This is a genomic window from Variovorax gracilis (genome assembly GCF_030317115.1).
Classification (GTDB): Bacteria; Pseudomonadota; Gammaproteobacteria; order Burkholderiales; family Burkholderiaceae_C; genus Variovorax; species Variovorax gracilis.
Map to the genome: position 1 here is coordinate 406,486 of NZ_JASZYF010000001.1, position 26,946 is coordinate 433,431.

Sequence of the window (26,946 nt, forward strand, 5' to 3'; positions counted from 1 at the left end):
CATGGTACACATTGCGATGGTCACGGCGTCACAAAACGTGTATGAATCGCCCCGGTCCTACACATGACGCGCCCGTAGAATGCGCCGCCATGCAGCCCTCCCCCGCCGCCGAAGTAGCGCGCCCCCCGTTGACGCGACGACTCGCGCGCCTGATGACCTGGTTTGGTGGCTCCCGCCGCTGGTGGGCTCTCGGATTCTTCACCGCCCTCATTGCCGCCCTGACCGAGCCGCTGATGCCTGCGCTCGTCAAGCCGCTTCTCGATCGCGGCTTCACGCGCGGGCAGCTCGCACTCTGGATCGTGCCGGTGGCGATGATCCTGCTCTTCGCTGTGCGGGGGCTCGCACAGTTCATTTCGCAATATGCACTCGCGCGGATTGCCAACGAGGGCATGCAGCGGCTTCGTCGCATGCTGTTCCAAAAACTTCTCGCAGCCGAACTGGCCCTCTTCTCGCGGCAGTCGGCCAGCACGCTGTCGAACACGGTCGTGTATGAAGTGCAGACCGGCGGCATGCTGCTGGTTCAAGCCTTGCTGGGACTTTCGCGCGACGGCTTGACGCTGTTCGCGCTGCTGTTCTATCTGCTCTACCTGAACTGGAAGCTCACGCTGATCGTTGGCGTGCTGGTGCCTGGCGTCGGCTGGATCATGAAGGTGCTGTCCAAGCGGCTCTACCACCTGACCCGGCTCGGCCAGCTCGCCACCGACGAACTCGCCTACGTGGTCGAAGAGAACGTGCTGGCGCACCGCGTGGTGCGCCTGCACAACGCCGAGGCAAGCCAGACCGATCGCTTCGAGCGACTGAGCCACAGCCTCAACCGGCTCGCGGTCAAATCGACCATCGCATCGGCCGCGATGACGCCACTCACGCAGTTGCTGGCCGCTGTCGCGTTGTCGGTGGTGGTGGTGATTGCGCTCTGGCAGAGCAACGAACAGGGCCTGACCGTCGGCGGCTTCGTCGCCTACATCGCGGCGATGCTGATGTTGATCGCGCCGATCCGCCGGCTCGCGGACATGGCCAACCCGATCACGCGGGGACTTGCGGCGCTGGAGCGCGGGCTCGAACTCGTCGACAACGTCGGCGCCGAGCCCCAGGGCCGCTACGAGGCGCAGCGCGCCGAAGGCCACATCGAGCTACGCAAGGTGCGCGTCAATTACCGCGGCGAGGATGAGGCACGCGCGCTCGACGACGTCAACCTCACGATCGAGCCCGGCGAAACCGTGGCCTTCGTCGGGCCGTCCGGGTCGGGCAAGACCACCCTGGTCAACTTGCTCCCGCGCTTCGTGCTGCCGAGCGGGGGCGAAGTGCTGCTGGATGGCCACGACATCGGCCAATGGCAACTCAAGAGCCTGCGCGCGCAGTTCGCGATGGTGAGCCAGGACGTCGTGATGCTCAACGACACCCTGGCCGCCAACGTGGCGCTCGGTGCGGAAATCGACCGCGAGCGCGTCAACGAATGCGTCGCGGCCGCCAACCTCACGGTCCATGTCGACAGCCTGCCGCAGGGCATCGACACCGTGCTCGGCCACAACGCGACCCAGCTCTCGGGCGGCCAGCGGCAGCGCCTCGCGATCGCGCGAGCCCTGTACAAGAACGCCCCGATCCTGCTGCTCGACGAAGCGACCTCGGCGCTGGACACCGAATCCGAACGATCGGTGCAGGAGGCCCTTCAGCGACTGATGCAAGGCCGCACGACCTTGATCGTCGCGCATCGCCTCTCGACGATTCAGCACGCGGATCGCATCGTCGTGATGGACCATGGCCGTATTGCCGAACAAGGCAGCCACGCCCAATTGATGGCGTTCGATGGGCTGTACGCGCGCCTGCAGAACCTCGCCGTACGAGGCGCGCAGCCCGGCCAAGACCCCACGCTGTAGCCACCCAACGGTCCAACTGCGTGAGGGCGGGCGGCCCGCCCCCGGCAGGGGGTAGGCGCAGCGACACGACGTGCGCGAAGCCTGGGGGCGAGCTAGAGAAGCACGATGTCGTACTGGCCCTGCCCCATGGCGGGCTCGGCCTGCAGCGAGATCGGCTTGCCGATGAAATCGCTCAGGCCGGCAAGGTGCTGGCTCTCTTCGTCGAGAAACAGCTCGATCACCTGAGGCGACGACACGATGCGGAACTCGCGCGGCGTGAACTGGCGCGCCTCGCGGAGGATCTCGCGCAGCACGTCGTAGGCCACGCTGCGCGCGGTTTTCACGATGCCCTGCCCCCCGCACGCCACGCAAGGCTCGCAGAGCATGTGCGCCAGCGATTCGCGCGTACGCTTGCGGGTCATCTCGACCAGTCCCAACTGCGAGAAGCCCCCCGCCGTGGTCTTGACGCGATCGCGCGCGAGCTGCTTGCGAAACTCCGCCAGCACCTGCTCGCGGTGCTCGTCGCGTGCCATGTCGATGAAGTCGACGATGATGATCCCGCCCAGGTTGCGCAGCCGCAGCTGCCGCGCAATGGCCTGCGCGGCCTCCAGGTTGGTTTTGAAGATCGTGTCGTCGAAATTGCGAGCGCCGACGAAGCCGCCGGTGTTCACGTCGACCGTGGTCAGCGCCTCGGTCTGGTCCACCACCAGGTAGCCGCCCGACTTCAAGTCGACACGGCGGCCCAGCGCCTTGGCGATCTCCTCGTCGATCGAATACAGGTCGAAGATGGGCCGCTCGCCCTTGTAGAGCTGCAGCTTGCCGGCCGCCTGGGGCATGAATTCGAGCCCGAACTTGAGCAGCGAATCGAACTGCTCGCGCGAATCGATCCGGATGGTCTGCGTGTCCTCGACGGTCATGTCGCGCAGCACGCGCTGCAGCAGGCTCAAATCCTGGTGCAGGAGCGACATGGGCGGCATGCGCGACGAGAGCTCGCGAATGCGCGACCACATCTTGCGCAGGTAGGCGATGTCCTCGGCCAGCTCGGCGTCGCTCGAATCCTCGCCGTTGGTGCGCAGGATGAATCCGCCCGTGTTGGCCGGCACCACGCCGCCGCTATCGGCCGCAGCGGCGGCTTCGATCAGCACCTGCATGCGCGTACGCAGTGCATCGCGCAGATCGGGCGGAATCTTCTGCGACACGCCCACATGGTTGTCCTGCGGCAGGAAGACGAGCAGCCGCCCCGCGATGCTGATCTGCGTCGACAGGCGCGCGCCCTTGCTGCCGATCGGGTCCTTAATCACCTGCACCAGCAGCGACTGACCCTCGAACACCTGCTTCTCGATCGGAACGATCGCGCCACCATTGCGATGGTCGCGCTCCGGGGCGGGAGCGCTCGGCCGCGAACCGGGCGTGAATGGGGCCACGATGTCGGCGACGTGCAGGAAAGCCGTGCGGTCGAGCCCGATGTCGATGAAGGCCGACTGCATCCCGGGGAGAACGCGAGACACCTTCCCGAGGTAGATGTTGCCGACCAGCCCGCGCTCCAGCGTGCGCTCCACGTGCAGCTCCTGCACGGCGCCGTGCTCGACGAGCGCCACGCGGGTCTCCTGCGGGGACCAGTTGATCAGGATGTCTTGCATCTGTTTTTAAAGCCTGAAACCCGCCAGCCGCAGCAACTGGGCGGTCTCGAACATCGGGAGACCCATGATGCCCGAATGCGAGCCGCTGATGTGTTCGATGAACGCCGCGGCCCGTCCCTGGATGGCGTACGCGCCGGCCTTGCCGAGCGGCTCGCCGCTGGCGACGTAGTGGGCGATCTGGTGTTTCTCGACCTGGGCAAAGCGCACGTGCGAGACATTGAGTGCCGCGTGGCGCTGCGGGCCGTTCTGAAGCGCGATGGCGGTCATCACGCGGTGCGTGCGGCCGGAGAGCATGTCGAGCATCCGCTCGGCATCGCGGTCGTCCTCCGGCTTGCCCAGGATGGTGCGGCCGATGGCGACGGTAGTGTCTGCGCAAAGGATGGGCGCCGGGGGCAAGCCCAGCCGCCCGTGCCTTGCCACGGCCGCGTCGAGCTTGAGCGCGGTGACCCGCTGAACGTAGGCCGTCGGCGACTCCCCCGGCACCACGGCCTCCAGCGACTCCGCGTCCTCATCGGGCGCAGCCAGCAACAGTTCGTGCCGAACGCCGAGCTGGCCCAGCAATTGGGCGCGGCGCGGACTCTGCGACGCCAGGTAGATGAACTCTGCGCTGCTCATTCGCGGTGATAGGGGTGTCCGGCGTTGACCGACCACGCGCGATACAACTGCTCCACCAGCAGCACCCGCGCCATCGCATGCGGCAGGGTCAGGTCGGAGAGCCGGATGCGTTCGTGAGCCGCCGCCTTGAATGCGGGATCCAGGCCGTCGGGGCCGCCGATCACCAACGCAACGTCATCGCCCTCCCCTTGCCACGCTTGCAGCCGCGCCGCAAGCGCCTTGGTGGTGAGTGCGGTTCCGCGCTCGTCGAGGGCGACGATGCGCATGCCTTTCGCGATGGCGCCCTCGATCCGCTCGCGCTCGGCAGCGTACAGCGTTTCGAGCGTCTTGGAGCCGCGCGGCTCCGTCTTGACGGCGCGGAGTTCGAGCTTGAGTTCGGGCGGAAAGCGCTTGGCGTAGTCGTCCCAGGCGGTCTGCGCCCAGTCGGGCATGCGCTGCCCGACTGCGACCACCAGCAGCCTCATGACCTTGCGGAAGCAGTCTTGCGCGCGACCTTCTTGGCAGCAGGTGCCTTCTTCGCTGCGGCCTTCTTGGCGGGCGCCTTGTTCACGACCACGGTCTTTGCCGGCTTGGTTGCCGCCTTCTTGGCTGCGGTCTTCTTGGCGGCCGGCTTCTGCTGCTTGGCCGCCTGCTCCGCGGCACGGATCGCCGACTTCGCGGCGCTGGAACGGCGCAGGGATGTGCTGTTCCTTGCAGCGGCGGGCACCTTTTCTTCCGAGGCTTTGGCGATGGTGGGCTTCGTCGCACCGAGCTTGGTGCGCACCGGCTTGTCGCCCCAGATCTCTTCGAGGTGGTAGTACTGGCGAATGGCCGGCTGCATGATGTGCGCCACCGCGGCGCCACAGTCAACGATGATCCACTCGCCGTTGGCCTCGCCCTCCACCCTGGGCTTGTTGAATCCTGCCTCGCGCACCGCATCCCGCACGCTGGCGGCCAGCGCCTTGGTCTGGCGGTTGGACGTGCCCGAGGCAACGATCACACGCTCGAACAAGGGGGAGAGATGCTCGGTGTCGAAAACCTGTATGTCCTGCGCCTTGACGTCCTCGAGGCCATCGATGATGGCTCTCTGGAGTTTCTGGGTGTCTTTCTTGGCGGCGGCTTCAGTGGTCATCAGGCGGATCGGTAGAGGTGGTGTTGTTCAATATAGCGTGCAACCGCCGCCGGAACCAGACCGCGAAGGTCCTCGCCACGCGCGGCGCGCGCCCGGATGTCGGTCGCGCTGGTGTCCATCGGCTGGAGTTCGAGCTCTTCGAATCGCGCGCCGGAAGGCACGGATGGCAAGGTCCTGGGATCGAATGGACCTGCAGAGCCCGTGGATGCTGCACGAAATGCTACGGAAATTATAGCGGTCGAGAGAATCTCCTCCCAACCGTGCCAGCGCGGCAGCGACGACGCCTGGTCCGCCCCCATGATCAGCACCAGTTGCGCCGCTGGCTGCTCCTGCTGCAGTTCGCGCAGGGTGTCGAGCGTGTAGGTGGGGCCTGGGCGCGCGATTTCGCGCGCATCCACCACCGTGCTTGCAAGTCCTTCGAAAGCCAGCCGTGCCATCGCGAGCCGATCTTCGGCCGCACTCAGGGTGCGATCCTTGTGCCATGCCTGTCCGGTCGGAAAGATGCGCAGTTGCGCCAGATCGAGTTGCGCCAGCGCCGCCTGGGCCAGCGCCACGTGCGCGTTGTGAGGCGGATCGAAAGCGCCGCCGAACACACCCACGCGCGGCTTGTTCAGAGCCATTCGCGCCGCACGATGAAATCGCTGTACAGCGCTGCCTCCGCGGTGCCGGGCTCGGGCTCCTTGCGGTAGGCCCAACTGGCGAGCGGCGGCATGGACAGCAGGATCGACTCGGTGCGCCCGCCGGACTGCAGCCCGAAGTGCGTGCCGCGGTCCCACACCAGGTTGAATTCGACATAGCGCCCGCGCCGGTAGAGCTGGAACCCGCGCTCGCGTTCGCCGTACGCGGTGTCGCGACGCCGCTCCACGATCGGCAGGTACGCCGGCAGGAAGGCATCGCCTACCGAACGCAGCATGGCAAAGCTCTGCTCGAAGCCGAGCTCGGAAAAGTCGTCGAAGAAGATGCCGCCCACGCCGCGCTGCTCGTTGCGATGCTTGAGCACGAAATACTCATCGCACCACTGCTTGAAGCGCGGATATTTATCCTCGCCGAATGGTGCCAGCGCATCGCGGCAGCTTCGATGGAAATGCACCGCGTCTTCCTCGAAGCCGTAGTACGGCGTGAGATCCATGCCGCCGCCGAACCAGCACACCGGCTCCGCGTCCTGCGGCAGGGCCGCCAGCATCCGTACGTTCATGTGGACGGTCGGCACGTAGGGATTGCGCGGATGAAACACCAGCGAAACGCCCATGGCCTCGAAAGGCGCTCCAGAAAGTTCAGGCCGGTGCTGCGTCGCCGAAGGCGGCAGCTTGGGTCCGCGCACTTGAGAAAAGCCGCAGCCGGCGCGCTCGAACAGCGTGCCGCCTTCAAGAATGCACGTCAGCCCGCTGCCCTGCAGGGGCTCGCCGGGCTCCTTGCGCCACTCGTCGCGAACGCACCGGCTGCCGTCCGCCGCCTCGATGGCTTCGACAATGCGCTGCTGCAGGCCTCGCAGGTAGTCGCCGACTTCTTCCGGCCTGGTGCCAGGCAGGCTCTGCATCAGGCTTGCGGACCGCGCGCGTGGACTGCGCGGTGCCCGATGTCCTTGCGGTATTGCACACCGTCGAACTGGATGCGCGCCGCGACGGCGTAGGCGCGCTGCTGCGCCTGCTTGACGCTGTCGGCCAGCACGGTCACGCAGAGGACGCGCCCGCCGCTGGTCTTGAGTTCGCCGCCTTCGAGCGTCGTGCCCGCGTGGAAGACCACGGCATCGGGCGCTTCCGGTGGGATGCCGACGATGCGGTCGCCCTTGCGCGGGTCGAGCGGATAACCATGCGCCGCCATCACCACGCCGAGCGCGACGCGGCGGTCCCAGTCGAGTTCGACCTGGTCGAGCGTGCCGTCGGTCGCGTGCCAGAACACCTCGAACAGGTCGGACTTGAGGCGCAGCATGATCGGCTGCGTCTCGGGATCGCCCATGCGGCAGTTGAATTCGAGCGTCTTCGGGTGGCCTGCCGAGTCGATCATGAGGCCGGCGTACAGGAAGCCCGTGTAGGGAATCCCGTCCTTTTCCATGCCTCGGATCGTCGGCAGGATGATTTCGCGCATGGCGCGCGCGTGCACCTCGGCCGTGACGACCGGCGCCGGCGAATAGGCTCCCATGCCGCCGGTATTCGGACCTTCGTCGCCGTCGAGCAGGCGCTTGTGGTCCTGGCTGGTGGCCAGCGCGGTCACGTTCACGCCATCGCACAGCACGATGAAGCTGGCTTCCTCGCCCTGCAGGAATTCCTCGATCACGACGCGCGCGCCGCCCTCGTTGTGGGACACGCCGAACTTGTTGTCCAGCAGCATGAAGTCGATCGCCTCGTGCGCCTCTGCGAGCGTGGTCGCGACGACGACGCCTTTGCCGGCGGCCAGGCCATCGGCCTTGATCACGATCGGCGCGCCCTTGGCATCGACGTACGCGTGGGCTGCCGCCGCATCGGTGAAGGCCTCGTATTCGGCCGTCGGGATGTTGTGGCGCTTCATGAAGGCCTTCGAGAAGGCCTTGGAGCTTTCCAGTTGGGCCGCAGCCTTCGTCGGTCCGAAGATGCGCAGCCCATGGGCGCGAAACTCGTCGACCACCCCGGCCGCGAGCGGCGCCTCGGGGCCGACCACGGTCAGTGCGATCTTTTCCTTCTGGGCCCAGGCGCGCAGCGCGGCGGGCTCCGCGATGTCGACGCACTCGTAGCGCGTGTCCGAGCGCGTGCCGCCATTGCCCGGTGCCACGTACACCCTGGCGACCCGATCAGACTGCGCCAGCCGCCAAGCCAGGGCGTGCTCGCGGCCGCCTCCCCCAATGACCAGTACCTTCATTCGCAGGCTTTCGTTCGCGCTTCCGTCATTCGGACAGCGCAGCGTTGTGATAGACGTCCTGCACGTCGTCGAGGTCTTCCAGGACGTCGAGCAGCTTTTGCATCCGGGTGGCGTCCTCGCCGGCCAGGTCGATGGTGTTTTCGGCCCGCATCGTGACTTCGGCCACCTCGGGCTTCAGCCCCGCCGCCTCGAGGGCGTTCTTGACGGCCTCGAAGTCGGCGACCGCGGTGAGCACCTCGATCGCGCCGTCGTCGTCGGTCAGGACGTCCTCGGCACCGGCGTCCAGCGCCACTTCCATCACCTTGTCTTCGCTGGTGCCCGGCGCGAACACGAACTGTCCGCAATGCTTGAACTGGAAGGCCACCGAACCTTCGGTGCCCATGTTGCCGCCATGCTTGGAGAACGCATGGCGCACCTCGGCGACGGTGCGCACGCGGTTGTCGGTCATGGTGTCGACGATGATGGCCGCTCCGCCGATGCCGTAGCCCTCGTAGCGGATTTCCTCGTAGTTGACGCCCTCGAGGTTGCCGGTGGCCTTGTCGATGTTGCGCTTGACGGTATCGGCCGGCAGATTGACCGCCTTGGCCTTCTCGACCGCCAGTCGCAGCCGCGGATTGGCGCCGAGGTCGCCGCCACCGGTGCGGGCGGCGACCATGATTTCACGGATGGCGCGAGTCCAGAGTTTTCCGCGTTTCTCGTCCTGGCGGCCCTTCCGGTGCTGAATATTCGCCCATTTGCTATGTCCGGCCATGGCTCTGTTTCTCGCAGTCTTGTGTTTTCCAAAAGCAAGCAGCGAGTTTACTGTCCGGCGCGCACAACGACCGGGTTCGTCTGACAGGAGCGCAGGGGCCTTTTTGGGATAATCCGACGCTGATGCGCCACGAACGTGCGCCTCGGGCGTCTCCAGATCAATCCCGCAATGCGCATGAATATTTCCACAACAGTACTTGAATTTTTCTCGCCCCCTTCCGAGGCGTACGACGTGCGCGTGATCGGTGGCAGCCTCGCCCCGCTTTCGGGCGAAAACATCGTCGAGGCCAAGTGACCGCGCGCGTTCCTTTCGGGGCGCCGCCCCTGCGCGTCGAGCGCCTGTCCCTGACCGAAAGCCTGGCGATCGCGGCCACGGGCCAGTCGCCCTTCGGAGCGCTGGGCTACGGCACGCCCGATGACCTCTCTTGGATGCCCACCGTGAATGCACGGGTGCTGTCCGACGCCGGTGCGATGGCCGACGTGTGGCACGCCAGCGAGCACATCGAGTCCGGCACCACCGGCGTTGTTCGCTGGCGCTGCGACGGGCACTGGATGCTCGGCGCCATCGATCTCGACGAATCGGTCGAGAAGCAAGGGCTTGCCGCACTTGCCCAGCGGGCGTATCGCGATCTCTTCGCTTCGCTGGAGCAGACCGGCTGCGCGCACCTCTTGCGCGTATGGAACTACCTGCCTCAGATCAACGGTGACGGGGGCGGACTCGAACGCTACCGGCAGTTCAACCTCGGACGGCAAGAAGCTTTCGTCGAAGCGGACCAGGCGGCGTTCGAAGGCGCCCCAGCCGCTTGCGCCCTGGGGATTCACCAAGGGGCGCTGTGCATTCGTTTCCTGGCAGGGCGCGTCGCGCCGCTGCCGATCGAAAACCCTCGGCAGGTCTCGGCCTACCGCTATCCCCCGGCCTACGGACCGCGTGCGCCGACCTTCTCGCGCGCTGCGCTCGCGGAGTTGGGGGGGGGCGACGTGGCGCTCTTCATCTCGGGCACGGCGAGCATCGTCGGGCACGCGACGGTGCATGTGGGCGAGGTGATCACGCAGACGCAGGAAACGCTTCGCAACCTGCAGGCGGTGATCGCGGCGGCCAACGAACGCACCACTGCGCGCTTCGACGTGGCCAGACTGGATTGCGTGGTCTACGTCCGCCATGTCGCCGATGCGCCGCTGGTGCGCCAGGTGCTCGAAGAGGCGTTGGGCCCTGCAGCCCACACGGTGAGCCACGCGGTCTACCTCGAAGCGGACATCTGCCGCCAGGACCTGCTGGTGGAGATCGAAGCCCACGCCGTCGCCGGCGGCGCATTGCATGCCTGAGAGCGCGAGCGCCCGATGATGAACCAGCCGCCTCATCCGGGGCTCTCCGTGCTCTTCGCACTGCCCCTCTACGCTTTGCTGGTGCTGCTGGGGACGATTTCGCTCGTCTGGAACCTGATCGCGATGCTGCTCTATCCGGTGTTGCCGGTCGAGACGGGGCGCAAGCTGGGCCGCAGCGTGATTGCGCGGGCCTACCGCTTCTTCTGGGCGGCCGCTTCCGCCAGCGGGATGATGCGCATCGACGCGAGTTGCCTCGATGCATTGCGCGACGAGCGTGGCGTGATCTTCGTCGCCAACCATCCGACGATGCTCGATGCGCTGATGCTGGTGGCGCGCCTGCCGCGCAGCGCCTGCATCATGAAGGCGGACTTGATGCGGAACATCTTCCTCGGTGCGGGCGCACGGCTGGCGCGCTACATTCGCAACGACTCGGCCCGCACGATGGTGCGACTCGCGGTCGACGATCTGAAGAACGGCGGCCAACTGGTGATCTTCCCCGAGGGCACCCGGACCGTGACGCCGCCGCTGAACGCCTTTCGACCGGGCGTGACGCTGATCGCCAAGCTGTCGCAGGCGCCGATCCAGACGGTTTTCATCGACACCGATTCACCCTACCTCGCCAAGGGCTGGCCGCTGTGGCGCGTGCCGCCCTTCCCGATCGTCTTCACGCTGAGGCTGGGTCAGCGCTTTGCGCCGACCCAGGACAGTGACGCGCTGCTGCGGCAGATAGAACAATACTTCCGCCAATCCATGGAACAGCGCGCCCCCGACGCGCAGCCCGCATGCCAGACGTCTCGCGCACCCACCTTGTCCTGATTCCCAGCTACAACACGGGCGAACGCCTGTTCTCTACAGTCAGCGCGGCGCGAGCGCAATGGAGTCCTGTGTGGGTGGTGGTGGACGGCAGCACGGACGGCACGGGGGAGCGGCTTCAGCAGATGGCCGCATCGGACCCGGGTCTTCGTGTCTGGGTACTGCCTGAAAACCAGGGCAAGGGCGCAGCCGTGCTGCACGGTCTTCGTGCGGCGCGAGAGGCGGGCTTCACGCATGCACTCACGATGGATTCCGACGGGCAGCATCCGGCGGACCTGATCCCGGCTTTCATGCAAGCGTCGCAGGCCCGGCCCAAGGCCATGGTGCTCGGCCGCCCCGTGTTCGATGCCAGCGCGCCGATGTTGCGAGTCCGAGGCCGGCGCGTCTCGAACGGTTGGACCCAGCTCGAAACGCTGTTCGCGGGCATCGGCGATTCGCTCTACGGATTCCGCGTATATCCGGTCATGGACCTTATCGCCGTCATGCAACGGCAACCATGGATGCGCCGCTTTGACTTCGATACGGAAGCCGTGGTTCGTCTCGCATGGCGCGGTGTCAAGCCGATCAACATCGATGCGCCGGTGAAGTACCTCACGGCTGAAGAAGGCGGGGTTTCGCATTTCCGCTACGTGCGCGACAACCTGCTCCTGACCTGGATGCATGCGCGGCTGATGGTGGAGTTCGCGTTGCGGCTGCCCGGGCTGTTGCTGCGCAAGATGCGAGGGGCGCCCCCGTTTCAGCGCTGAACGTCGGTCCCACCCGCTGCGGCTCGTCAGGCGGCCGCGGCCTCAGCCCTTTGCGCCAGGTGCACCCAGTCGACGAGTTCACCTTCAGGGCGGTATCCGAGAACCACTTGTTGCAGCAGTTCGCGAATCAACTGGACATCGTTCGACTCCAGCGCAGCCGTGAGAGCCTCCAGGCGCAAGGCCAGTTCGCCCCAAGGCAGGAAGTCCTCGTGCGCTTTCATGATGCGCGGGTGATGGGTCGGCAAAGGGTTGTCGCCGATGAGCAGTTCTTCGTAGAGCTTCTCGCCAGGGCGCAGCCCGGTCACGCGGATCTCGATGTCACCTTCAGGGTTCGCTGCGTCGCACACCGTGCGGCCCGAGAGTTCCACCATGCGGCGCGCGAGATCGATGATCTTCACCGGCTCGCCCATGTCGAGCACGAACACGTCGCCGCCACTCGCCATCGCGCCAGCCTGGATGACAAGTTGCGCGGCTTCCGGAATGGTCATGAAGTAGCGCGTCACCTCGGCGTGCGTCAGCGTGATCGGCCCGCCCTGCTTGATCTGCTGGCGGAACAGCGGCACCACCGAGCCTGAAGACCCCAACACGTTGCCGAAGCGCACCATGCAGAAGCGCGTGCCACCTGGTTTCCTGGCTGCCTCTCCCGCCAAGGCCTGCAAGACCATCTCGGCCAGGCGCTTGCTGGTTCCCATGACGTTGGTTGGCCGTACAGCCTTGTCGGTGCTGACGAGCACGAAATCGCTTACGCCCAGCTCGGCCGCCACCCGCGCGGTGACCCACGTACCGAGCACGTTGTTCTTCACGCCCTCGGCCGCGTTGTGTTCAACCAGAGGCACATGCTTGTAGGCCGCCGCGTGGTACACGGTGTGCGGACGCCATGCCACCATGACCTCGCGCATGCGCCGCTCGTCGCGCACCGATGCCAGCAGCGGAACGATCCGCACGGTGGACAGGTCCGAATCGGCCAATTGATGCAGCAGTTCGCCGTGGAGGGCGTACAGGGCAAATTCGCTTCGCTCGACCAACAAGAGGGTGTGCGGCATCGCCCGGACGATCTGGCGGCACAACTCGCTGCCGATGGAGCCACCGGCCCCCGTCACCAGCACTACCTTGCCGCAAATGTTCTTGCCCAGCAGGATCTGGTTGGGCGGCACCGCATCGCGGCCCAGCAAGTCTTCGATCTCCAGCTCGCGCAAGTCGCTGGTTTGCACGCGGCCATGGGCCAGATCCATCAGGCCCGGCAAGGTGCGCACCGCAACATGCAGCTTGAGCAGCGAGTCCAGGATCTCGTTGCGGCGCTTGCGCGGTGCCGAAGGAATCGCCAGCAGGATCATGCTGACCTCCAGCGAGCGCACCCGGTCCTCGAGGACAGTCGGACTGTAGATGGGCAAACCGCGGACAGTCCCGCCGTGCAGCCGACGGTCATCGTCGAGGAACCCGATTACCTGCAAGTCGGGGTTGCGCGACAGGGCCAACGACAGTTGCTGTCCGGCCGAGCCTGCGCCGTAGATCAGGACCTTGGGAAGCGTGCTGCGCGAGACCAGACTGCGGTAAGTGCCGCCCAGCCAAAAACGCGCAAGGGCTCGCGCCGCTCCGACCGCAACCAGCAGCAACGGCGGCTGGATCATTCCGACCGTACGCGGCACGCCGTCCACTCCGACGAGCGTGAACACCACGCCATACAAGACGCCATAGATCACCGACGCGTGCCATACCGCAGTCAGCGCCGCGCCGCCGCCATAGCGAAAGATGGCGCGATACAAGCCGAACACGACGAATACTGGCAATGCGATCACCAGTGCGCCGGCAACAGCCCACCAATACGCGCCCGACAGCGTCACCCAGCCTTCCAGCCGCAACGACAGCGCCAGCCACACTGTGAAGACGCAAAGGCAAGCATCGACCCCGAGCGCAACAACGCGCTTCGCGGTGCGCGGCAGCGCGAGCACGGGACGAACGGACCGCTGGAGCGGCCGCCAATCCAGCGCCCAACCTGCAACAAAGGCGACCACCAGTCCGACGCCGTCGGCCAACCAATCGCCCCATTCGGCAAGCCTCTGGGGCGTGAAAGACTGAAGCACCTCGATCAGGCCCCCGTAGGCGAACAGGCCCGCGAGTACCACCAGAATGCGCTCGCGATACGCCGCGCGCCCCAGCAGCCCGAGGATCGCGAAGGTAATCACGTGATTGCTCTTGTCCCAACCCGTGGTCGGCATCTGCGGGGGCAATACGGGCATCAGCGCCAGGACCAGCGCCGTCAATGCGGCGACCCAGAAACCCAGCCGGGCGAACTTTGCCCTGGCCAATGCTGCTGCAGTCATTGTTCTTCTCTCTTCAAGGACTGCACGCAATTCTTGTTGTTGTTGCTGCTGTTCACGATCACTGACCGCCCCGATTCACTCGGCCGCTCGGAAAAATACATGATTGATCATAGAACAAAATGATACTTTTGACACATTTAGACTCAATCAGTCCGAAGGCTTTGCTGGCACTGGACGCTAAGGAATGCGGCATCACGCGCTTGCTTGCTCAAGGACCCGCCCGATCACTTCGCAGGACCTGTCGAGTTCGACCGATGTGAGCGTCGGATGCACCAGGAACATCAGGCTGGTATCGCCCAAGCGACGAGCGACAGGAAGCCGCTCCGACGGCCGCCAGCCCGTGTCGTCGAACGCCTTTTCGAGGTACACCTCCGAGCACGAGCCCTGATAGCAAGGCACGCCGCCGGCATTGATGGATTCGACGATGCGATCGCGACTCCAGCCCTCGGCCAGTCGATCCGGCTGCACGTAGACGTAGCACTTGTAGTGGGCGTGTGCGGCTCCGCCTTCATGCCGCGCGAAGTGCGGAACACGCACCGCCGCATGCAGCCGACACGCAGCCCAGACAGCTTCGGCATTCTTCGTTCGCGCCTCGGTCCAACCGGCCATACGCTGCAGCTGAATGCGACCGATGGTGGCCTGCATCTCCAGCATCCGCCAGTTGGTGCCGAAGCTCTCGTGCAGCCAGCGAAATCCCGGCGGGTGCTCACGCTCGTGCACCGCCTCCCAGCTCTTGCCGTGATCCTTGAACGACCACATGGCCGACCATAGAGCACGATCGTTGGTCGTGACCATGCCGCCCTCGCCGCCTGTGGTCATGATCTTGTCCTGGCAGAAGCTCCATGCGCCCACATGGCCGATCGAACCCACGCTGCGGCCCTTGTAGCGTGCGCCATGGGCCTGGGCGCAGTCCTCGATCACCTTGAAGCCGTGGGCGTCGGCCAGCGCCATGATGCCGTCCATGTCGCAGGGCCAGCCTGCGAGGTGGACGCAGATCACGGCCTTGGTTCGCGGCGTCAGCACGCGTGCGATGGTGGCGGCCGAGAGATTGCCGCTGTCTTCCTCGACGTCCGCGAAGACAGGCGTGGCACCGGCATTGACTACACAGGAAGTGCTCGCGATGAAGGTACGGGGGGTGACAACGACTTCATCCCCCGGCCCGATACCAAGAGCCTTCAACGCGATATCGAGCGCGAGCGTGCCGTTGGCGAGCGCCACGGCGTACTCCGTGCCGGCCCAGGCGGCGAACTCCTTTTCGAAGGCGCGGGATTCCTGGCCGGTCCAGTAATTGACTTTGTTCGTGAGGAGCGTTTGCTGGACCGCAATGGCTTCTTCGGCCGAGAAACTGGGCCAGGGGGAGAACGACGTATTCAACACAACGGATCAACCTTTGAGAAATGGCTTTGCGGGGTTGCCGACCACCGTGACGCCGGGGGGCACATCGCGCGTGACTACGGCACCCATGCCAACCACGGCGCCTCGGCCTATGACCAGGGGCTTACCTGGTTTGCCTTGCTTGATGACTGCGCCAGTGCCGATGTAGGCATGGTCTTCAATGACCACATTGCCGTTGCACTTGACGCCTGGCGCGAAGGTGACGAAGTCGCCGATCACGCAGTCATGGGCCACATAGCTATAGATGTTGGCGTGAAAGTGCCGGCCGATGCGGATGTTGGACGTGAGCGTCACGAAGGGACTCAGCACCGCGCCCTCACCAAGCACGACGTCATCCATTGCCACCACATTGCCAGCAGTCACCGTCCATGGCTGGACCCCATCTGCGGCACAGCGCAAAGTCAACTTCTCACGTACAGCGCTGTTTGCAATGGCGAGTACTGCGTGGCGCGTACCAGCCTCTGCCTGAACAAACTCCGCGTAGCTCAACACGGGATGACCGTTAACCGACCTTGCTTCAAGACGGTCGTCCACAAACACCAATTGTGTTGAAGACATGCCGTGTCGGTGCAACTGCTCTCGCGCCAGAGGCATCACTTCGCGGCCGTACCCGCTGGCTCCATAGACGGCATAAAGAGAGAGAGTCATTGTTTGTCACGGACTTGAGTGCCAATGAATCGTGGCATCGTGGCCTCGCCCACTGCGCTGATGCCATCGCGCACGAGCACTTTGCGCACCGTGAGCCAGAGGATCTTGATGTCAAGCCGGAGAGATTGATGGTCCACGTACCATACGTCGAGGTTGAATTTTTGTTCCCAACTCAACGCGTTGCGGCCATTGACTTGTGCCCAGCCGGTGATGCCGGGGCGCACCTCGTGACGACGGGCCTGCTCGGGTGAGTACAACGGCAAGTACTCCATCAACAACGGACGGGGACCAACCAGGCTCATGTCGCCCTTGAGAACGTTCCACAACTCAGGCAGTTCATCCAAGCTACTGGCGCGAAGAACGCGGCCGAAATGAGTGAGGCGATCCGCATCTGGCAACAGGCGGCCGTCGGATTCGCGTGCGTCCGTCATGGTGCGCAGCTTGATCATCTGGAAAGGGCGGCCGCGGCGGCCCGGCCGGGTCTGCCGGAAGAATGCGGGACTTCCGAGCCTCCGGCGAACGAGCCAGACAAGACATAAGAGCGGCAATGCCAACAACGTCAGCGCCAGCGAAGCAAGAAGAACATCGAACGAGCGTTTCATGCGATTCCCATTTTTCGAAGCATCTCCGCGTTCACCTTGTGAACGTCGTACTTCTCTTCGGCCATCTGACGCCCGCGCTGCCCCATTTTGTTGATCAGTTCAGGGCTCTCGACAAACCGGAGCATCGCCTTTTCAAGTGCGTCCACGCATTGAACGGGCACGAGATAGCCGTTGTCCCCGTTGACTACGGTTTCGCGACATCCAGGCGCGTCGGTGGTGATCACGGCACGCCCCATAGCCATGGCCTCGAGAACCGTGCGGGGTGTTCCCTCCCGGTACGAAGGCAGTACGAACACTGAGCAATTTGCAATGGCCGGACGAACATCACTCAAGCGCCCCAGAAAATGAATCGTGCCCTCAGAGGTCCATTGATCCAACTCGGCCTGGGCGATGGCGCTAGGGTTTTCGTCGATCCATCCGACCAAGTCGAACTGCACGCTAGGATGCTTCTTGCGAACGAGTCGCGCGGCGTGTGCATACTCGCGAACTCCCTTGTCTCGAAGGAGTCGAGCGATCAGCACGAAGCGCACAGTCCCGGTCGGAATCTCGGCAGGCGAGAACTGCGCTACATCCACCCCCGAGCCGTTGACCACAACAGTCTTCGCCTGCTGCTGAATCATGGACGTGTTGAGGAACAGTGCCTGGTCATCGGGGTTCTGAAAGAATGTCACGTCAACATTCGCCAATGCAAGCGCATAGAGGCGCCTGACCAGCGACTGCAACCCGGCGCGCTTTGCGTCTGCCTGGAATGCATAGCCGAGGCCAGTTATAAGCGCGAAGCGTTTCGGAACCCGAGCAAGCCAGGCGGCCAACGACCCGTAGATCACAGGTTTGATCGTGTAGCCGAGCACAAAGTCCGGTCGAACGCGCAGCATCAGCGCGAACAACGACCCTAGCGACTTCAGGTCAGCCACGGGACTCGTCCCTGTCCGCTGCATCTGGACCTCATGGACCTTCAAACCCTTGTCTTCCAACGTCTCCCTGATGGCACTGCCTCGAGACAGCGCTGGCGCTGCAACGTGCACCTCCAGTCCTTTCGCCTGCAATGCGGCGATCAGCGGCGCTCGAAAGCCCAGCAAAGAGTCGGCATAGCTCGCGATCACTAGGAACCTGCTCACTTGGCACCTACTTGTCGCAACAAGCTGGCCAGTCGAGGCGCAGTGACCTGAATACAGAACTCTTCTTCAACCTTTCGACGGCCCGCTTGGCCGAGCGTGCGCCTCAGGGCGGGCGCGGACAGCAGCGACTCAAGCGCTGCCAGCCACTCCTCTGACGACTTCGCCAAGAATCCGCAATCTCGGCCGACAATCGAGGTATTGACTCCGACTGGCGACGCAACAACGGGAAGGCCGCAGGCCATGTACTGAATCAGTTTGTAGGCGCACTTGCCCCGCTCCCACGGAGAGTCCTCCAGCGGCATGACGCCTACGTCGCAGGCAATGATGTCTTCCACTTCCGTCTCCTCGGACCAGGGCAGCACCTCAACATCAACGCCAGGCAGGTCAACGTCGCCACCGCCAATCACTCGCAGCGCGAATGGACGACGTGCCGCCAACGCTTGCAGAGGTTCGCGAATCAACTGCAGATAGCGAACAGTCGAGGGCGAACCGATCCAAACGATTCGAACTCTTTCGTCGACTGAAGCGTTGACTTGACCATCGTTGTCCAACATATCGGTCGGACGCGGGTAGCGCGCCAGATCTATCGTGGTGGGAAGCACCTCCACCCACGGTGCGCCAGCGTCCTCGGCGCGTTGCGCTAGATAGCTGTTTCCACCTATGACCAACGCGGCGCCCGCCATGAGACCGTCCAGCCGCTTTCCAAAGACATGCCGCACCACACGACTTCGATGACAGTCGTAGTTGTGAAAGATGGCGTCGTCGTAGTCGAGCACGTAGGGCACGCCGCGCAGCAAGACTCGCTCCAGCCAGAGTGGCATCCACGGCATGGCCTCCTTCTCGATCCAGACGGCGTCGAAACTTCCCCGCCGAAACATCACAATCACACGGCGACCATAGGAGCGCAACATGGCGCCCAATCCATAGCCGCCACGCCGGTACCGGTTCTGCAGGACTTCATCTGGTATGAGGGCAAGCGCGGTGACCTTGATCGCTGCTCGCTGCAGCCAAGGAACGTATTGCCAGGAACGCATGCGCGAAGAAGCGCCCAGCCGTCCATACTTGGTCAGGACCAAGAGATTCACTTGCTTCAACGTGTCACGCCCCTGAATGCCCATTGAGGCAGCCAGCGCCACAGGAGGACGTAAGCGGCCCAAGTTTCAATCAGGCTTGACAATGAGCGCCGAGTCATCGCGAGCGCAGAGCGCGACAGCGGTTCAAAGAGCAACGTCACAAGTAACACAAATGCAGCGCCGAGCCACGAAAAGTGCTTAAACGAGTACAACAAGCGGCTGCGCAAAGAATAGAACAAACGTAGCGCTTTGATTTGGCGCGACGTCCCCCCCCCTGCATGGAAGGCGTTAGCGCTTGCCAGATAGACGCTGCGCCAGCCGAGCCGATAAGAGCGCCGGGAGAAATCAACGTCTTCTAGGTAGACGAAGTATTGCTCATCAAAACCACTCAGCGCTTCGAAAAGTTTGCGCCGAACTAAGAAGAAGGCTCCGATTACATGATTTACTTCCCGCGTATTCGCATGGTCCCATTCGGACATGATGTTTCCGACTGCGGGGAACCAACGATCGAGGCCAATGGCATGAGAGCAGAAGCCGCGAACAGACGGAAAGCGCGCGCAACTGCGTGTCACTTCGCCATCCCCGTCAATCAATTGCACGCCGCAAATCCCAATTTGCGTGTTGCTCGGATCTCGCATGAATGCCATCACCTCGCGAAGAGTACCCGCATGAAGCGCGGCGTCTGGATTTAAGAATAGCAAAAACTCGGCTTCCCCACGAGACGCGCCCAAATTGCAAGCCCTTCCAAATCCTGAATTCTCCCCCGAGCGAACGAGAACAACGTCCTGAATTCTCTCAATACACTCCTCGGAGCCATCGGTCGAGTCATTGTCTACGACCGTCACACTAGACACGGTTTTTTCGCCGAATTCCCGAATAGACTCAACGCATTGAAGCAGTTGCCCCCCTGCATTCCAATTTACCACCACAACATCAATCACCGAGCCACCTCTGACGCAATATTTCCACTCCTACAACCGACCAATGCAAGGGGAATAAAAATAACCCACATGAAGTCAAACTTGCCCAAATACGGGTTTGTCGCATTTGCAATTAGAAACGAAATAAGCCCGGAAAGCACACAAAACGAAAAGTCATTTCTACCAGAATATATTACAAAGCGACGGAGACCAAGTACAATAAAGCAAAGGCCGGACGCGTAAAGCGAGAATCCTATAAGCCCATACTGAAAGGCAAATGCCATATATGAAAGCTCGTATGCCCACGGTTGATCGATGGATCGCGAGTAACTTGCAGCAGCGCCGGCACCGAGGCCAAAAAATGGCGAATCCTTTAGGCCTCCCCACAGTGCTTCAAATTGGAGACGCCGCTCGACGTTGCTCGCATTTTCGGAAAAATCAAAGACTGAGAACAGCTGCTCTACGTAAAAGCCTGCGCGATCGCTATAGAAGAGCCAAATGAAGACCAGCGGAGCTACGGTCAGAATAATTAAACGCAAACGTGCAAAATTAACTAAGCCCACATGAATTCGTCTTGACCCGTACGTCAGGAAATAAGCAAGCAGAGGCCCCAACACAACCGACATCAATAATGCTCGACGCCCCGACAACACTCCAACGGCAAACAAAAGGAAGACTAGCGCAGCGTTACACAACGTGACGCGGGAGTATCCAAATGCGGTCGCAGCAAAAAAAAATGGAATCAAAAATAGTAACGACGAGACGTTTGGAAGCGTGAATTTGAAATATTCCTCAGCGTCATCAACCACCGCATTGTCGCCAAACACCTCTTGCATCACTGGAGCAATACCTCCCCCATCCAAGAACGATGAAGAAACGATGTACATCAAATTGAGTAGCACCAAGATCCAGGCAGAAAATTTGAGCACTCCATACAACGAATGTTCATTGTCTTTCTCATAACAAAATGCCAAAACTGGAAACAGCAACGGGTAAACAAACATCACACTGAGCACAGGAACGGCGCCAGGATTTCCAGACGCCACGCCGTACAAAGACCAAGCAAGACCCAATATTGGATAGCCAATCCAAAAAATTCCAATGTCTGAACGAATTGTCGCGCCGCGACTAACAAGCAGATGGACAGCGGAAAGAAGTGCAATAAGGAACGCGACCGCTTTCGCTTGTACGAAGACGGTCGGAAAGACAATTGACCCGACCAGCAACGACGCAACGGAAATCTCGAAGATGCGACGCATTACTTGATTCGTTTAGCCAACAAAGCGAGCGCAAGTGCATCAACGGCCATGCGCCCAACCCAAGCCCAAGCAGCGCCGAGAATTCCCATTTCTGCCACCAGTGGAAGCAGTACCGCCAGAAAGGCCGGTAGTTCCAACGCATGCAGCTTCGCGGTCACGTCCGCTCGCCCCTTGGCGTGCAGCAACGCGTAAAACATGGCACCGATCGCATTGGCGAAAACGCCAAGACAAAGCACTTGACCGACTGCAATGGACTCTGCATTCAGACTGCTCCCGATCCAGAGCGGCAAGACCACGGGCAACAAGGCGGCCAAGGCCAAACACACCACGAGCATGAGTCCCATCACCCGCCTCAGCCACTTGTCGAAGTACGCGCGCCATTGGTCCGGCGCTTCCTGCATGATCTTGCTCAGTCCCGGAAACATCACTGAGGACACCGCCCCGACAAGAATGAGGCTCTGAACAACAACCTCATAGGGCAGGACATAGGCCGAAACTGCGGCAGCCGACACCGTGGATGCAATGACGAAGCGATCGGCTTGTACCAACATCGGACTGATGATGCTGCTCACCGTCACCCACCTTCCAAAGGCGAAGAGCGAACGAGCAACATTTCGCGAATAGCCGGCGTGTCCGCGGGTTTCGGGTTCCGCTTGCAGGCACCTCAATGCAAGCCACCGATAAACGAACAACGCCATAAGGCGGCTGACAACCAAGGACGCCACCAACCACGGCAGTTGCGTTGTGAACAAGGACACCACATAGGGCCCGCCAAAATTCACCACGCCCAAGGTAGCCCGCACGATGCTGACGCCCCTGAAGTTGAGGAATGCCTCATTCAGGCCGCGATAGGTCGCACTCATGGCTTGGGCGGGCAAGGCCACGGCCAGGAGGATCATGGAAATCAGAATCTCATGGGGTGAGGTGTCGGCCACGCGAATCCATTTGTAGCCGCCCGCCAGGGCGATCAGCGCGATGAGCGCCCCCCCGACAAGTCCCGTGCCTAGCGTGAGGCGTCCAGCTGTCATCAGAACGTCCGGTATGGCCGAGAGCTTCCTCTCCCCCCGGAAACGAGCAACCATCTGCGTCAAGGCGCGCCCCAGTCCAAGGTCCATCGCCCCCGCATAACCAATCAGACCCCAGGCCAGAGCGAGCAAACCGAAGCGCTCGTGCCCCAGCGTCGCGATCAAGGACGGCACTGTGAGTGCCGCCACTCCCAAGGGCAGACTTAGTCCTCCCAGGTTCCACGCTACATGAGAGAGCCGCATCAGTCGGCACCCATGCCGCCGAACGCGCTCGTCGCCGAAATACTCATTCGATCAACCAGTCCTGATGGGAGGCGTACCAAGCCACGGCGGCAGGTATTCCTTCGGCAAGCGTGTGGGTCGGCTTGTACCCCAACAAGCGACGCGCCTTGTCAATGTCAGCTTGGCTGTGTCGCACGTCACCGGCGCGAAAATCTCTGTACACCGGCTGCACATCGGCCGGAACTCCATGCGCGAGCAAGGAGTTACGCAACAAGTCAAAGAGACGATTCAGCGTCGTGCGCCCGCTCACCGCAACGTTGTAGACCTGATTCTTGGCGTCGATTTCGACCGTGGTGGCCGCCAGAAGATTCGCCTGAACGGCGTTGTCGATGTAGCAAAAGTCGCGACTGGTTTCTCCATCGCCGTTGATGAAAACAGGCTCTCCCTTCAACAGAGAACCAGCCCATTTGGGTATGACAGCAGCGTAAGCACCATTGGGGTTCTGCCGCCTGCCGAACGCATTGAAATAGCGCAGGCCAATGGCATGGAGACCGTAGCTTCCGGCGAACACGTCCGCATAGAGTTCGTTGACATACTTCGTCACCGCGTACGGACTCAATGGCTTGCCGATTCGATCTTCGACCTTCGGCAGGGCCGGGTGGTCGCCATACGTGCTGCTACTTGCCGCGTAGGTAAAGCTGCTTACCTTCGCATCGCGTGCCGCCACCAACATGTTCAAGTGGCCACCAATGTTCACGGCGTTGGACGTGATCGGGTCTGCCAGGCTTCTGGGCACACTTCCAAGCGCGGCTTGATGCAGCACGAACTCGACCCCTTCGCACGCCTGCCGGCAGTCATCCAAATTGCGGATGTCGCCCTGCATGAAAGTGAAGTTCTTCCATTGCTCGGGCGTCACCAAGGATTGCACCTCGTCCAGATTGCGCTGGTACCCGGTAGCAAAGTTGTCCAAACCCACTATGCGCTGATTTAGTGTCAGAAGCGTCTCCAGCAAGTTGCTGCCGATGAAACCGGCGACGCCCGTCACCAGCCAAGTGTGTTGCTCGCTCTTCAGGCTAGCTTGAAGGCGCTCATAAGCAGACGGCTGCGCGACGACGTCCGCAAACTTTGGATTCTCGATATTCATAGCCGCGCGTCCGCTGCGCCCGCAAGAAGCACGCTCTTGACGTCATAAACCACCGCGCCGGGAACGCCCAATGCCTTCACCCCTTGCTCGCCCAAGGCCACAAACTCCCGGTGAGCCACCGCAAGCACAATGGCTGCGTACTGGCCGGGTTCGGGTGGATTCGCCAAGCAGTGCAGCCCGTACTCGTGCTCCGCTTCGGCCAGATCGACCCACGGGTCGTACACGTCCACCTGAGCGTTGTAAGCGCCCAAAGATCGAACGATGTCCACCACCTTGGTATTGCGTACGTCCGGGCAGTTCTCCTTGAAGGTCAGGCCCAGCACCAGCACCTTGCTGCCTAGCACGGGCAAGCTCTTTCGCAGCATCAGCTTGATGACCTCGTCGGCCACGTGACTGGCCATCGAATCGTTGATGCGCCGGCCCGCCAAGATCACCTGGGGGTGATAGCCGACCTCTTCCGCCTTGTGCGTCAGGTAGTAGGGGTCGACACCGATGCAGTGCCCTCCCACCAGACCCGGCCTGAAGGGAAGAAAATTCCATTTGGTGCCAGCAGCTTGCAGCACTTCCAGTGTGTCGATGCCGAGCTTGCGGAAGATCAGGCTCAGTTCATTCATCAGCGCGATGTTCAAGTCACGCTGCGTGTTCTCAATCACCTTGGCAGCCTCGGCCACCTTGATGCTACTGGCCTTGTGGGTGCCGGCGGTGATGATCGACGCATACAGCGTATCCACCGCGTCCGCCACGTCCGGTGTACTACCGCTGGTCACCTTCTTGATCATCGGCAGCCGATGCTCCTTGTCACCCGGATTGATGCGCTCCGGGCTGTAGCCGCAGAAGAAATCCTCGTTGAATCGAAGTCCCGAATGCTGCTCCAGCACTGGCACGCACACCTCTTCCGTCGCACCGGGATATACGGTCGATTCGTAGATCACCACGGCACCACGCGACAATGCCTTGCCCACGGTCTCGCTCGCCTTCACCAGCAGCGACATGTCAGGCCGATTGGCCGTGTCGATTGGTGTTGGCACCGTGACGATATAGGCGCCGCAGCCCACAAGCTCCTGCGGATTACTGCTGAAGCGCAACTCGCCCGCGTCCTTCAACTCCTTTGGACTCACTTCCAAGGTCGAGTCTCGACCTGCCTGCAGTTCGGCAACACGCGCCGGGTTGATGTCAAAACCAAGGACGTTTCGGCGCTTGCCAAACTCCACCGCCAACGGCAGCCCGACGTAGCCCAGGCCAATGATGGCGATCGTTCCAGTATTGAGATTCATTTGTTGTTCTAATACTTGTAGTTCGTGTACCGATAGCCGCCGTACTTGTAGCCAATGCCATAGCCATAGCGTCGCTTGGACATGTTCAGGCCGTTGAAGATGACGCCCTTTGGCTTCACACCCGTATCGAGCAGGCGCTTGGCCGATTCCTGCAATTCGCCGAGGCTGGTTACCTCCGCACGCGCCACGAGGAACACCGCACCGGCGAGCGGCGCAAGGATGGCGGTGTCGGATGCCGCCAGCACAGGGGGCGTGTCGATGATGATCAGGTCGTAGTGCTGCGCCGCCTCCTGCACCAGGCTTGGGCTCGCAGGCGTCATCAGCAATTCGGCCGGGTTCGGCGGCAGGATCCCGGTGGAAAGAAAGTCCACGTTGGGCGCCACTTCCCGATGCACCGCATCGGCAAAGCTGATGCTTCCGCTCACCACTTCACTCATGCCCCGTTCGCGCGGAAGGCCGAAGTACTGGTTCAGGTGCCCCTTGCGCAGGTCGGCGTCGATCAGCAGCACCTTCTTGTTGGCGGCCCCAAGCACCGCGGCAAGATTCACGCTGGTGAACGACTTGCCGATGCCGGGCGTCGGGCCGGTGATCAGGATGACGTTGTTGGCTGCGTCCAGCATCGCGAACTGCAACGCCGTACGCAAACTGCGAAGGCTTTCGACCGCCGGCTCCTGTGGAGCCGCCACCGCCAGTACATGGCTGCCCGGCACTTTCTTGCTCACTTCCTGTGCCTGCCGCACTTGCGCATCGGAATGCGGAATGCTGGCAAACACATGGAGACCTGCGCGTTGCTCGATGTCGGCCGGGTCCTTGAGTCCGGGGCGCAAGCTGTTGCGCAGGAATGCCAATGCAAGGCCCAACAACAAGCCCAGCACGGCAGCCAGCGCAACCACCAATGCGCGCTGCGGCTTCACGGGCTTCTTGGGAACGGCCGCCACATCGACGATGCGCACGTTCCCGACCTTGCCTTCCTTCACCAGGCGCAGTTGCTGCGACGAGTTGAGCAGGCTGACGTAGAGCTCGTTGTTGACCTTGACGTCGCGCGTCAGGCTCAACAATTCCTGCTCGATGTCGGGCAGCGTCTTGACGCGGGTGTTCAGTCCACCCAATTCGGCATTGATGCTGGCTACCTGCGCATCTAGTGCCTTGATGCTGTGGTGCTCGGGCGTGTACAGAGCGCGCAGTTCCTTGCGCTTTTGCTGAAGTTCGAGCAGGCTCGTCTGGAGCTTGACGGATTGCTCCAGCACCAGCTTGCCCTCGGTTCCGAGGTCGAACGTGCTGTTGCGGTTGCGAAACTTGTTGAACTTCGATTCAGACGCTTCCATCTGCTCCCGCAGTTCCGGCAGGAAGGAACCCAGGAAGCTCAGCGACTTCTCCGCCTCGGCGGCCTTGCGTTCGATGTTCTGGCGCACATAGAGGGAGCCGATTTCGTTGAGCACGCGCGCGATACCCCTGGCGTCGTCCCCCTCGAGCGTGGCTCGAATCACGCCCGATTGCTTTCCCTCTTCCGAGATCTTCAGGTCCTTCTGCAGATCCTCGGTCACATCCAGCGGCAGGAAGCGAGTCAGGTAGAACTCCGCGCCCGCCTTGCCCACGGCTTCGACAATCAGAAGACTCCCCTTCTCGCCATCCACCGCATAGGCCAGCGGCTGGCCTATGCGCCCCTGCCCCACGACGTCGCTGTCGGGAGACAGCAGTTCATAGCCCTGATCGACAAGGCGTACGCGAAAGCGGTTGCCTTCCAGAGCCTCGGGCACTTGGAAGGCCGCGACCTTCAACGATTCGTTGCCACTCACGAAACCACCCCAGCCGAAGATGCCCGGATTCGACGGCCCCTTCGCACGCTTCGCGAGCCACCGGCCCAGCACCGGCAAGTACTTCGGCGTGACTTCCACGTCGAGGTGCAGGTTCGCCACTGCCTGACCCACGACCAGGCGCGAACGCAGGATCTGCATTTCAGCCGAAGCCGGCGAACGGATATCGAAGAGACCCGATGCCTGGCCCAGCATGTTGCCCGCCACGTCTCCCTTGCTGTCCTCCACCTGCACCATCGTGTTGGCCTGGTAGATCGGCGTGCTGATCAGCGCATAGGCCAGCCCGACCAAGGTCGCAAAGACCATGACCGAGGCAATGAGCCAGCGGTTGTCGAGCACCACATCGATCAGTTCGAGCAGGTTGATTTCGTCTCCGGCGCCGGCTTGGCCTTGCGTGCCGGGCGGAATAGGCTGTGGGGGATTCATTCGCGGAAAGCTTGGAAAAACG

At 62.5% G+C, this 26,946-nt stretch carries 24 protein-coding genes; 4 read left to right on the forward strand and 20 right to left on the reverse strand.

Annotated features, from left to right (window positions below; all coding sequences use genetic code 11):
• Window positions 1-89: 89 nt before the first annotated feature.
• A complete protein-coding gene (msbA, locus tag QTH97_RS01940) occupies window positions 90-1,874 on the forward strand; it encodes a lipid A export permease/ATP-binding protein MsbA (protein WP_286566297.1) in 1,785 nt (594 codons plus the stop codon).
• A gap of 92 nt (window positions 1,875-1,966) precedes the next feature.
• Here the strand turns inward: msbA and rng are convergent, their stop codons facing one another.
• From rng to QTH97_RS01980, 8 genes are read right to left on the reverse strand one after another with little or no spacing between them, the layout of a single operon-like run.
• Entirely contained in the window at window positions 1,967-3,493 is a 1,527-nt protein-coding gene (gene rng / locus QTH97_RS01945) for a ribonuclease G (protein ID WP_286566298.1), read from the reverse strand.
• Between the two features lie 6 nt (window positions 3,494-3,499).
• Window positions 3,500-4,108: a Maf family protein gene (locus QTH97_RS01950; RefSeq protein ID WP_286566299.1), complete on the reverse strand. Its 609-nt coding sequence runs from the start codon at window positions 4,106-4,108 to the stop codon at window positions 3,500-3,502.
• Window positions 4,105-4,572 (reverse strand): 23S rRNA (pseudouridine(1915)-N(3))-methyltransferase RlmH, encoded by a 468-nt coding sequence (gene rlmH, locus QTH97_RS01955; RefSeq protein ID WP_286566300.1) that lies wholly within the window; start codon window positions 4,570-4,572, stop codon window positions 4,105-4,107. The genes QTH97_RS01950 and rlmH overlap by 4 nt, the downstream gene beginning before the upstream one ends.
• A complete protein-coding gene (rsfS, locus tag QTH97_RS01960; protein ID WP_286566301.1) occupies window positions 4,569-5,219 on the reverse strand; it encodes a ribosome silencing factor in 651 nt (216 codons plus the stop codon). Before rsfS ends, rlmH begins: the two co-directional genes overlap by 4 nt.
• Window positions 5,219-5,839, reverse strand: coding sequence for a nicotinate (nicotinamide) nucleotide adenylyltransferase (gene nadD / locus QTH97_RS01965; RefSeq protein ID WP_286566302.1), 621 nt, complete (start codon window positions 5,837-5,839; stop codon window positions 5,219-5,221). Before nadD ends, rsfS begins: the two co-directional genes overlap by 1 nt.
• Entirely contained in the window at window positions 5,830-6,756 is a 927-nt protein-coding gene (gene hemF / locus QTH97_RS01970; protein ID WP_286566303.1) for an oxygen-dependent coproporphyrinogen oxidase, read from the reverse strand. The genes nadD and hemF overlap by 10 nt, the downstream gene beginning before the upstream one ends.
• Window positions 6,756-8,051, reverse strand: a complete 1,296-nt coding sequence (gene purD, locus QTH97_RS01975; RefSeq protein ID WP_286566304.1) for a phosphoribosylamine--glycine ligase — start codon at window positions 8,049-8,051, stop codon at window positions 6,756-6,758. The genes hemF and purD overlap by 1 nt, the downstream gene beginning before the upstream one ends.
• A gap of 25 nt (window positions 8,052-8,076) precedes the next feature.
• Entirely contained in the window at window positions 8,077-8,802 is a 726-nt protein-coding gene (locus QTH97_RS01980) for a YebC/PmpR family DNA-binding transcriptional regulator (RefSeq protein ID WP_286566305.1), read from the reverse strand.
• 290 nt (window positions 8,803-9,092) lie between these two features.
• Between QTH97_RS01980 and QTH97_RS01985 the strand changes: the two genes are divergently transcribed.
• The 3 genes from QTH97_RS01985 to QTH97_RS01995 are packed head-to-tail and all read left to right on the forward strand — an operon-like array spanning window position 9,093 to window position 11,683.
• On the forward strand, window positions 9,093-10,124 hold the full coding sequence (locus tag QTH97_RS01985) for a chorismate transformation FkbO/Hyg5 family protein (RefSeq protein ID WP_286566306.1): 1,032 nt from the start codon (window positions 9,093-9,095) through the stop codon (window positions 10,122-10,124).
• 15 nt (window positions 10,125-10,139) lie between these two features.
• Window positions 10,140-10,940 (forward strand): lysophospholipid acyltransferase family protein, encoded by an 801-nt coding sequence (locus tag QTH97_RS01990; protein WP_286566307.1) that lies wholly within the window; start codon window positions 10,140-10,142, stop codon window positions 10,938-10,940.
• A complete protein-coding gene (locus tag QTH97_RS01995; RefSeq protein ID WP_286566308.1) occupies window positions 10,907-11,683 on the forward strand; it encodes a glycosyltransferase family 2 protein in 777 nt (258 codons plus the stop codon). The genes QTH97_RS01990 and QTH97_RS01995 overlap by 34 nt, the downstream gene beginning before the upstream one ends.
• A 26-nt stretch (window positions 11,684-11,709) precedes the next feature.
• Here QTH97_RS01995 and QTH97_RS02000 read toward each other — a convergent pair whose 3' ends face one another.
• The 12 genes from QTH97_RS02000 to QTH97_RS02055 form a co-directional block, all read right to left on the reverse strand.
• A complete protein-coding gene (locus QTH97_RS02000) occupies window positions 11,710-14,004 on the reverse strand; it encodes a VanZ family protein (protein ID WP_286566309.1) in 2,295 nt (764 codons plus the stop codon).
• 192 nt (window positions 14,005-14,196) lie between these two features.
• Complete coding sequence (locus tag QTH97_RS02005; protein WP_286566310.1) at window positions 14,197-15,381, reverse strand: DegT/DnrJ/EryC1/StrS family aminotransferase; 1,185 nt, start codon at window positions 15,379-15,381, stop codon at window positions 14,197-14,199.
• A 6-nt stretch (window positions 15,382-15,387) separates the two neighbouring features.
• Window positions 15,388-16,047, reverse strand: a complete 660-nt coding sequence (locus QTH97_RS02010) for an acetyltransferase (RefSeq protein ID WP_286566311.1) — start codon at window positions 16,045-16,047, stop codon at window positions 15,388-15,390.
• Window positions 16,044-16,649 carry a sugar transferase gene (locus QTH97_RS02015; RefSeq protein ID WP_286566313.1) on the reverse strand — a complete coding sequence of 202 codons (606 nt, stop codon included), beginning with the start codon at window positions 16,647-16,649 and terminating at the stop codon, window positions 16,044-16,046. The genes QTH97_RS02010 and QTH97_RS02015 overlap by 4 nt, the downstream gene beginning before the upstream one ends.
• On the reverse strand, window positions 16,646-17,752 hold the full coding sequence (locus tag QTH97_RS02020; RefSeq protein WP_286566314.1) for a glycosyltransferase family 4 protein: 1,107 nt from the start codon (window positions 17,750-17,752) through the stop codon (window positions 16,646-16,648). The genes QTH97_RS02015 and QTH97_RS02020 overlap by 4 nt, the downstream gene beginning before the upstream one ends.
• A gap of 11 nt (window positions 17,753-17,763) precedes the next feature.
• On the reverse strand, window positions 17,764-18,852 hold the full coding sequence (locus QTH97_RS02025; protein WP_286567070.1) for a glycosyltransferase family 4 protein: 1,089 nt from the start codon (window positions 18,850-18,852) through the stop codon (window positions 17,764-17,766).
• A gap of 5 nt (window positions 18,853-18,857) precedes the next feature.
• On the reverse strand, window positions 18,858-19,781 hold the full coding sequence (locus QTH97_RS02030; protein WP_286566315.1) for a glycosyltransferase family 2 protein: 924 nt from the start codon (window positions 19,779-19,781) through the stop codon (window positions 18,858-18,860).
• Window positions 19,778-21,019 (reverse strand): O-antigen ligase family protein, encoded by a 1,242-nt coding sequence (locus QTH97_RS02035; protein ID WP_286566316.1) that lies wholly within the window; start codon window positions 21,017-21,019, stop codon window positions 19,778-19,780. The genes QTH97_RS02030 and QTH97_RS02035 overlap by 4 nt, the downstream gene beginning before the upstream one ends.
• On the reverse strand, window positions 21,019-22,287 hold the full coding sequence (locus QTH97_RS02040; RefSeq protein ID WP_286566317.1) for an oligosaccharide flippase family protein: 1,269 nt from the start codon (window positions 22,285-22,287) through the stop codon (window positions 21,019-21,021). The genes QTH97_RS02035 and QTH97_RS02040 overlap by 1 nt, the downstream gene beginning before the upstream one ends.
• A 43-nt stretch (window positions 22,288-22,330) precedes the next feature.
• The gene (locus tag QTH97_RS02045) at window positions 22,331-23,410 is read right to left on the reverse strand and encodes an NAD-dependent epimerase/dehydratase family protein (RefSeq protein WP_286566318.1); all 1,080 of its coding nucleotides are present in this window, start codon (window positions 23,408-23,410) and stop codon (window positions 22,331-22,333) included.
• Entirely contained in the window at window positions 23,407-24,684 is a 1,278-nt protein-coding gene (locus tag QTH97_RS02050) for a nucleotide sugar dehydrogenase (protein ID WP_286566319.1), read from the reverse strand. Before QTH97_RS02050 ends, QTH97_RS02045 begins: the two co-directional genes overlap by 4 nt.
• Before the next feature lie 8 nt (window positions 24,685-24,692).
• A complete protein-coding gene (locus tag QTH97_RS02055; RefSeq protein WP_286566320.1) occupies window positions 24,693-26,924 on the reverse strand; it encodes a polysaccharide biosynthesis tyrosine autokinase in 2,232 nt (743 codons plus the stop codon).
• Between the last annotated feature and the right edge of the window lie 22 nt (window positions 26,925-26,946).

Coding starts and splice junctions, on each gene's coding strand:
- msbA (WP_286566297.1), top strand. CDS start 90: ATGCAGCCCTCCCCCGCCGCCGAAGTAGCGCGCCCCCCGTTGACGCGA.
- rng (WP_286566298.1), bottom strand. CDS start 3,493: ATGCAAGACATCCTGATCAACTGGTCCCCGCAGGAGACCCGCGTGGCG.
- QTH97_RS01950 (WP_286566299.1), bottom strand. CDS start 4,108: ATGAGCAGCGCAGAGTTCATCTACCTGGCGTCGCAGAGTCCGCGCCGC.
- rlmH (WP_286566300.1), bottom strand. CDS start 4,572: ATGAGGCTGCTGGTGGTCGCAGTCGGGCAGCGCATGCCCGACTGGGCG.
- rsfS (WP_286566301.1), bottom strand. CDS start 5,219: ATGACCACTGAAGCCGCCGCCAAGAAAGACACCCAGAAACTCCAGAGA.
- nadD (WP_286566302.1), bottom strand. CDS start 5,839: ATGGCTCTGAACAAGCCGCGCGTGGGTGTGTTCGGCGGCGCTTTCGAT.
- hemF (WP_286566303.1), bottom strand. CDS start 6,756: ATGCAGAGCCTGCCTGGCACCAGGCCGGAAGAAGTCGGCGACTACCTG.
- purD (WP_286566304.1), bottom strand. CDS start 8,051: ATGAAGGTACTGGTCATTGGGGGAGGCGGCCGCGAGCACGCCCTGGCT.
- QTH97_RS01980 (WP_286566305.1), bottom strand. CDS start 8,802: ATGGCCGGACATAGCAAATGGGCGAATATTCAGCACCGGAAGGGCCGC.
- QTH97_RS01990 (WP_286566307.1), top strand. CDS start 10,140: ATGATGAACCAGCCGCCTCATCCGGGGCTCTCCGTGCTCTTCGCACTG.
- QTH97_RS01995 (WP_286566308.1), top strand. CDS start 10,907: ATGCCAGACGTCTCGCGCACCCACCTTGTCCTGATTCCCAGCTACAAC.
- QTH97_RS02000 (WP_286566309.1), bottom strand. CDS start 14,004: ATGACTGCAGCAGCATTGGCCAGGGCAAAGTTCGCCCGGCTGGGTTTC.
- QTH97_RS02010 (WP_286566311.1), bottom strand. CDS start 16,047: ATGACTCTCTCTCTTTATGCCGTCTATGGAGCCAGCGGGTACGGCCGC.
- QTH97_RS02015 (WP_286566313.1), bottom strand. CDS start 16,649: ATGAAACGCTCGTTCGATGTTCTTCTTGCTTCGCTGGCGCTGACGTTG.
- QTH97_RS02035 (WP_286566316.1), bottom strand. CDS start 21,019: ATGCGTCGCATCTTCGAGATTTCCGTTGCGTCGTTGCTGGTCGGGTCA.
- QTH97_RS02040 (WP_286566317.1), bottom strand. CDS start 22,287: ATGCGGCTCTCTCATGTAGCGTGGAACCTGGGAGGACTAAGTCTGCCC.
- QTH97_RS02045 (WP_286566318.1), bottom strand. CDS start 23,410: ATGAATATCGAGAATCCAAAGTTTGCGGACGTCGTCGCGCAGCCGTCT.
- QTH97_RS02050 (WP_286566319.1), bottom strand. CDS start 24,684: ATGAATCTCAATACTGGAACGATCGCCATCATTGGCCTGGGCTACGTC.
- QTH97_RS02055 (WP_286566320.1), bottom strand. CDS start 26,924: ATGAATCCCCCACAGCCTATTCCGCCCGGCACGCAAGGCCAAGCCGGC.